Source organism: Cupriavidus sp. GW822-FHT03E04, assembly GCF_058801495.1.
Map to the genome: position 1 here is coordinate 1 of NZ_JBXANI010000061.1, position 6534 is coordinate 6534.

Annotated in this window: 5 protein-coding genes and 1 pseudogene; 5 read left to right on the forward strand and 1 reads right to left on the reverse strand. The window is 64.0% G+C overall.

Annotation, left to right across the window (positions count from 1 at the left end):
* Positions 1 to 128: 128 nt before the first annotated feature.
* The gene (locus tag AC1RQC_RS40130) at positions 129 to 1262 is read right to left on the reverse strand and encodes a 2-aminoethylphosphonate--pyruvate transaminase (RefSeq protein WP_492886833.1); all 1134 of its coding nucleotides are present in this window, start codon (positions 1260 to 1262) and stop codon (positions 129 to 131) included.
* A gap of 327 nt (positions 1263 to 1589) precedes the next feature.
* Between AC1RQC_RS40130 and AC1RQC_RS40135 the strand changes: the two genes are divergently transcribed.
* The 5 genes and pseudogenes from AC1RQC_RS40135 to AC1RQC_RS40155 all read left to right on the forward strand — a co-directional run.
* Positions 1590 to 2303 carry a phosphonate utilization associated transcriptional regulator gene (locus AC1RQC_RS40135; protein WP_492830818.1) on the forward strand — a complete coding sequence of 238 codons (714 nt, stop codon included), beginning with the start codon at positions 1590 to 1592 and terminating at the stop codon, positions 2301 to 2303.
* A 31-nt stretch (positions 2304 to 2334) separates the two neighbouring features.
* Positions 2335 to 3612 (forward strand): phosphonoacetate hydrolase, encoded by a 1278-nt coding sequence (phnA, locus tag AC1RQC_RS40140; protein ID WP_492830817.1) that lies wholly within the window; start codon positions 2335 to 2337, stop codon positions 3610 to 3612.
* Between the two features lie 48 nt (positions 3613 to 3660).
* Complete coding sequence (gene phnY, locus AC1RQC_RS40145) at positions 3661 to 5100, forward strand: phosphonoacetaldehyde dehydrogenase (RefSeq protein ID WP_492886835.1); 1440 nt, start codon at positions 3661 to 3663, stop codon at positions 5098 to 5100.
* A protein-coding gene (locus tag AC1RQC_RS40150) for an IS3 family transposase (protein WP_492886837.1) occupies positions 5075 to 6252 on the forward strand; the annotation gives its coding sequence in 2 pieces (ribosomal slippage) (positions 5075 to 5342 and positions 5342 to 6252; 1179 coding nt in all). Before phnY ends, AC1RQC_RS40150 begins: the two co-directional genes overlap by 26 nt.
* 7 nt (positions 6253 to 6259) lie before the next feature.
* Positions 6260 to 6376, forward strand: a pseudogene (locus tag AC1RQC_RS40155) (aldehyde dehydrogenase family protein); the annotation flags it as partial.
* Between the last annotated feature and the right edge of the window lie 158 nt (positions 6377 to 6534).

Below are 6534 nucleotides of genomic sequence, written 5' to 3' on the forward strand. Positions count from 1 at the left end.
CTTCGGGCGGGAAACACGGCTACCACAGTTGGTTGATCTTGCGGCTGGTTGGCTCCCCTCTCCCACTTGTGGGAGAGGGGCCGGGGGAGAGGGCGGGCGTTCGCCGGGGCGATGGCTCCGCAAGTGCTTCAGGCCGCCCTGGCCAGCGGCGCTTTCATCTCGATGCCCATTTCCGCTAGCGCCTCGCCGATTGCCCCTACCACATTGCGCATCTCATTGGCGTCGATTGCGCCAATGCAGCCCACGCGGAAGGTTTCCACCTGCGTCAGCTTGCCGGGATAGAGGATGTAGCCACGCTCGCGCACCTTGGCGTAGAAGGTCTTGAAGTCGTAGCGGGCGTCGTCCGGCGCGTGGAAGGTGACGATGATGGGGGCCTGCACCTCGGGCGAGAGGAAGGGGCGGAAACCCAGTTCGGCCATGCCGCCCGCCAGCGTCTGGTAATTGGCGCGATAGCGTGCGCCGCGCACCGGCTGTCCGCCTTCTTCCAGGAACTGGTCGAGCGCGGCGCGGAAGGCGGCTACCACGTGCGTGGGCGGGGTGAAGCGCCACTGGGTGGTCTTCTGCATGTAGGTGTACTGGTCGTACAGGTCCAGCGCCAGTGAATGGCTGTTGCCCTGGCTGGCTTCCAGCACGCTCTTGTTCACCAGCACGAAGCCCATGCCCGGCACGCCTTCGATGCACTTGCCGGTGGCGGCCACCAGCGCGTCGAACGGCATGGTGCGCGCATCGATCTCCAGCGCACCGAAGGAGCTCATGGCATCGACGATCAGGCCCTTGCCAAGGCGCGCGCACAATGCGGCGATCTCGGGCAGGGGGTTGAGCACGCCGGCGCCGGTTTCGCAGTGCACCTGCGCCACGTGGGTGATCGACGGATCGCGCAGCAGCGCGGCTTCGATCAGCGCGGCGGTGGCGGGCTGGTCTTCGGGGACCGGCAGTTCCACGCTGGCTCGTCCCAGCACCTTGCAGATCTTGAGGATGCGCTGGCAATAGGCGCCGTTCTGCGGCACCAGCACCTTGCCGTCGCGTGGCACCACGTTGGCGATGGCGGCTTCCACCGAGAAGGTGCCGCTGCCCTGCATGGGCACGCAGACGTGCGTATCCTGCCCGCGCACGATGGCGATCAGGTCGTCGCACAGGCTGCGCGTGATGGCGTTGAAGCCGCTGTCCCACGATCCCCAGTCGCGCAGCATGGCTTGCTTGGTGGCGAGCGAGGTGGTGAGGGGGCCGGGGGTCAGCAGGATGGGGTCGTTGCCGCGGATCATGGGGTGCTCCTGGATTGGGATCAGGGGAGTGGTTGACGATTTCCACGGATGCCAGCTTGGGGTGGGCTCCTTGTGGCATTTTAAGTGGTATTGTGTGTCAATTTGGTGAATTTGTTGCTACGATTTGTGGCATGTCGCGCTACCACAGCATCGCCTCATATTGAATATAAGTATTTGTTTTATAACGATAATAAGATGTGAGGCTGGTTTTTCCGGGATGTTCGCATCATTTCGCGCTCATCGTCACTGCCTGGTTTGTTGACAATATACAAACTGCTTGCTTTAATGACAACCAGGAATTTCGATGTACCCGAATCAGGAGTCTTCATGTCACGGCCAGCCGCTCAGTCGAGCGATATCGCGATCCTGCAGAGCCAGTCGCTGACCACCCTGGTGCAGCGCGAGCTTGAAATGCGCATCGTGTCCGGCGGCCTGCTGCCCGGCGCCAGGCTCAATGAAATCGAACTCGCGGGCGAGTTCAATGTGTCGCGCGGCCCGCTGCGCGAAGCCTTCCGGGCGCTGGAGCAGGCCGGCCTGCTGCGCACCGAGAAAAACCGCGGCGTGTTCGTGCGCGCCATCTCCCTGGAAGAAGCCGACGAGATCTATGCGCTGCGCGCAGTGCTGGATGAGTACGTAGGCCGGCTGCTCGCCGCCAACATCACGGCGCAGGGCGTGCGTGAGCTGCGCGCGCTGATCGAGGCCATGAGCGCGGCCAGCACCGCGCGCGACCTCGACGAATACACCCGTCTTAACCTCACCCTGCATGACCGCATGGTGGAACTCGCCGGCAACCGCAAGCTGGTGGAAACCTACCGGCGCCTGGTCAAGGAACTCACCTTGTTCCGGCGCGAGGCGCTTTGCGCCGACAGCAACGCCATCCCCACCTCTACCCGCGAGCACCGCGAGATCGTGTCGGCCATCGCCGCGCGCGATGTCGAGCTGGCGGGCAGGCTGATGCGCGAGCACGTGGAACGCGGCCGCGCCCGCATGCATGCCGCCGTGGCGCCAGTGGATGGCGGCGCCGCGACCGATCAGCCCTGAAGCCTTTCCTTTCCCGCACAGGAACCCCGACATGTCGAACCCGAACCTTTCCAGCGTCGCCGCCCAGAGCATCACTGTCAATCAGCGCACCTACCAATGGATGAAACAGCCCGTGGTGGTGGTCTGCGTGGACGGATGTGAATTCGATTACCTGGAAGCCGCCGCCGCCAGCGGCCGCGCGCCGTACCTGAAACGGCTGCTGGCCGAGGGCGCGAACTTTCGCGGGGCGTGCGTGGTGCCCACCTTCACCAACCCGAACAACTTGTCCATCGTGTGCGGCGCGCCGCCGGCGGTGCACGGCATCTGCGGCAACTACTTCTTCGATCGCAGCGCCAACGGTGGCCGCGGCGAGGAAGTGATGATGAACGACCCCAAGTACCTGCGCGCCGGCACCATCCTGGCCGCCTTTGCCGATGCTGGCGCCAGCGTGGCGGTGGTGACCGCCAAGGACAAGCTGCGCCGGCTGCTCGGCCATGGCATGCGCGGCATCTGCTTCTCCTCGGAGAAGGCCGACCAGGCCACGCTGGAGGACAACGGCATCGACAACGTGCTGGACCTTGTCGGCATGCCGGTGCCGAGCGTGTACAGCGCCGAGCTGTCCGAGTTTGTCTTTGCCGCCGGCGTGCGGCTGATGGAAACCCGCCGGCCGGACCTGATGTACCTGTCCACCACTGACTACATCCAGCACAAGTTCGCCCCCGGCTCGGACGGCGCCAATGCGTTCTACGCCATGATGGACAAGTACCTGGCGCAGCTCGACGCGCTCGGCTGCGTGCTGGCGCTGACCGCCGACCACGGCATGAACGCCAAGCACGACGACGCCACCAAGGCCCCCAACGTGATCTACCTGCAGGACCAGTTCGACAACTGGCTCGGCCGTGGCGTGGAAGCCGGCGGCGCGCGCGTGATCCTGCCGATCACCGATCCCTATGTGGTGCACCACGGCGCGCTTGGCTCCTATGCCACCGTCTACCTGCCGGAAGATGTCGACTGCGTCGCGCTCAAGGGCAAGCTGGCGGCCCTGCCGGGTATCGAAAGCGTGCTCGACAACGCCGAAGCCTGCGCGCGATTCGAGCTGCCGCCGGACCGCGTGGGTGACCTGGTGATCGTCAGCGATAAGCACGTGGTGTTGGGCACCAGCCAGAGCCGCCACGACCTGTCGGGGCTGGACGCACCGCTGCGCTCCCACGGCGGCGTGTCGGAGCAGACCGTGCCGCTGGTGTTCAATCGCGCCACGGCGGGCATTCCCGGCAAGGCGCAGCTGCGCAACTTCGACATCTTCGACGTTGCGCTCAATCACCTGCACTGAGCGCTGCCCGATACGTATCCGTCCCGAACTCTTGACGCGAGAACCGACATGAACGCCCCCAAGTTTTCCACCGGCCAGGTCAGCCCGCATTTCCGCGCCGAAGCGCTGCGCATCGATGGCAAGAAGGTCATGCGCGAGCGCGTGATCGAAGTGTGCAACCCGTACGACGGCTCGCTGGTCGGGACCGTGCCGATGGCCAGCGTGGAAGACGTGCGCCAAGCGTTTGCCGTGGCGCGCGCCTACCGCTCCACGCTGACCCGCTTCGAGCGCGCCGCCATCCTCAACCGCGCCGCCGCGCTGCTGCGCGAGCGCGTGGAGGAGGCGTCCGACCTGATCACGCTGGAGTCCGGGCTGTGCAAGAAGGATTCGCTGTATGAGATCGGCCGCGTGGCCGATGTGCTTGGCTTTGCCGCCAATGAAACCCTGCGCGATGACGGCCAGCTGTTCTCGTGCGACCTGACCCCGCACGGCAAGAAGCGCCGCGTGATGACCCAGCGCTCGCCGTTCCTTGGCGTGATCTGCGCCATCACGCCGTTCAACCATCCGATGAACCAGGTCGCGCACAAGGTGGCGCCGTCCATCGCCACCAATAACCGCATGGTGCTCAAGCCCTCGGAGAAGGTGCCGCTGTCCGCCTACTACCTGGCCGATATCCTCTATGAAGCCGGCTTGCCGCCGCAGATGCTGCAGGTGGTCACGGGCGATCCGCGCGAGATCGCCGACGAACTGATCACCCACCCCTCGGTGGATCTGGTCACCTTCACCGGTGGCGTCGGCATCGGCAAGTACATCGCCAACAAGGCCGGCTACAAGCGCGTGGTGCTGGAGTTGGGCGGCAACGATCCGCTGATCGTGATGGACGATGCCGACCTGGAGCGCGCCACCGACCTGGCGGTGCAGGGCTCGTACAAGAACTCCGGGCAACGGTGCACGGCCGTCAAGCGCATGCTGGTGCACCAGGCCGTGGCGGACCGGTTCACCGAGCTGGTGGTGGAAAAGACCCGGGCATGGAAATACGGCGATCCCATGGACCGCACCGTGGACATGGGCACCGTGATCGACGCCGAAGCCGCCGCGCTGTTCGAGTCCCGCGTGAAAGAAGCCGTTGCGCAGGGCGCCCGCCTGGTGCTCGGCAACCACCGCGACGGCGCGCGCTACTCGCCCACCGTGATCGATCGCGTGGATCCCGCCATGACGGTGGTGCGGGAGGAAACCTTCGGCCCGGTCTCGCCCATCATTACCTTCCGCGATATCGATGACGCCATCCGGATTTCCAACGGCACCGCGTTTGGATTGTCCTCGGGTGTATGCACTAACCGGATGGACGACTTTGCGCGCTTTGCCGATGAGTTGCAGGTGGGAACGGTCAACCTGTGGGAAGTGCCGGGCTATCGTATCGTGCAGTGGTCTAATTTCCTCGGACAGGTCGATAGGGTGACAATCCATATCGACGAGGAAACAGATGAGAAGACAACGCCGACAATTTGATGCCAGCTTCAAGCTGGAAGTAGTACGGATGGTGAAAGACCAGGGGCTATCGGTGGGCGAGGTTTGCCGGACGATGGAGCTTGGCGAGACGGCAGTGCGGCGATGGCTGGCGCAATACGATTCGGAGCTGGCGGGCGGTGCTGGGATCGGCAAGCCGCTGACGCCTGAGCAGCAGCGCATTCGGCAGTTGGAGGCTGAGAACCGGCAGTTGCGGGAGGACAATAGCATCCTAAAAAAGGCCTCAGCCTTCTTTGCACGAGAGCTCAAGTGAGTTATCGGGTGGTAACCCACCTGCAAGAGAAGGCTGTCTCCGTCAGTTCGGCGTGCCGGGTGTTGGGCGTCAGCCGAGCTGGCTATTACGCTGACCGGCGCGCCTTGCCGGGCGCGCCGAAGTTGCGGCAGCGGGCCCATGTGAAAGCAGCCTTTGCCGCCAGCGGCGCCAGTTATGGCAGCCGACGGCTGATGCATGCGGTCCGGGCCCAAGGGATCAAAATTGGCCGTCAGCGGGTCCGTACGGTGATGCAGGAGGCTGGGCTGCGTGCGACCTGGAAACGCAAGTTTGTCGCGACGACCGACAGCAAACACGATCAACCTGTCGCGAAAAATGTGCTGGATCGGCAATTTGATGTGCCGCAGGCAAACCGGGCCTGGGTCTCAGATATCACGTATATCCGCACTGCCCAGGGCTGGTTGTACCTGGCGGTGGTGCTGGATCTGTACTCACGCAAGGTGGTCGGCTGGGCCATGGCGCCGGCCATGCCGACGGCCCTGATCATGTCAGCGCTGGAAATGGCGCTACAGCAGCGTCGGCCGGCGCGGGGGCTGGTGCTCCATTCGGATCGAGGCAGTCAGTACGCCAGTGCCGAGTACCAGGCCATGCTGGCGCGCCACGGCATCGTTTGCAGCATGAGCCGCAAAGGCAACTGCTGGGATAACTCGCCGATGGAGCGTTTCTTCCTGAACCTGAAGATGGAGCGGGTGTGGCAGCGGCGCTATGCCAATCACGCGGAGGCACGACGCGACATTACCCAGTACATCGTCGGCTTCTACAACCCTGTGCGCTTGCACTCAACCCTTGGCTATGTCTCGCCTGCCGCTTACGAGGCCAAGCCAGAAGCAAAACAACCTATCAGCCTGTCCGAAAAAACTTGACCACTACATCGAGCTGACGCCGTTTGGCGGGATCAAGGATTCGGGGCTTGGGTATAAGGAAGGGGTGCAGGAGGCGATCAAGAGTTTTACTAATCTGAAGTCGATTACGATGCCATGGGGGTAGGGGGTAGGGGGTAGGGGGTAGGGGGTAGGGGGTAGGGGGTAGGGGGTAGGGGGTAGGGGGTAGGGGGGAAGGGGTAAGGGGGCGGCGTTGGTTTTTGGACCCAAAAGCCATACGACATCCCCCTGCGGGGGCTGCCGGTCACTCTTCTTTGCGTCGGC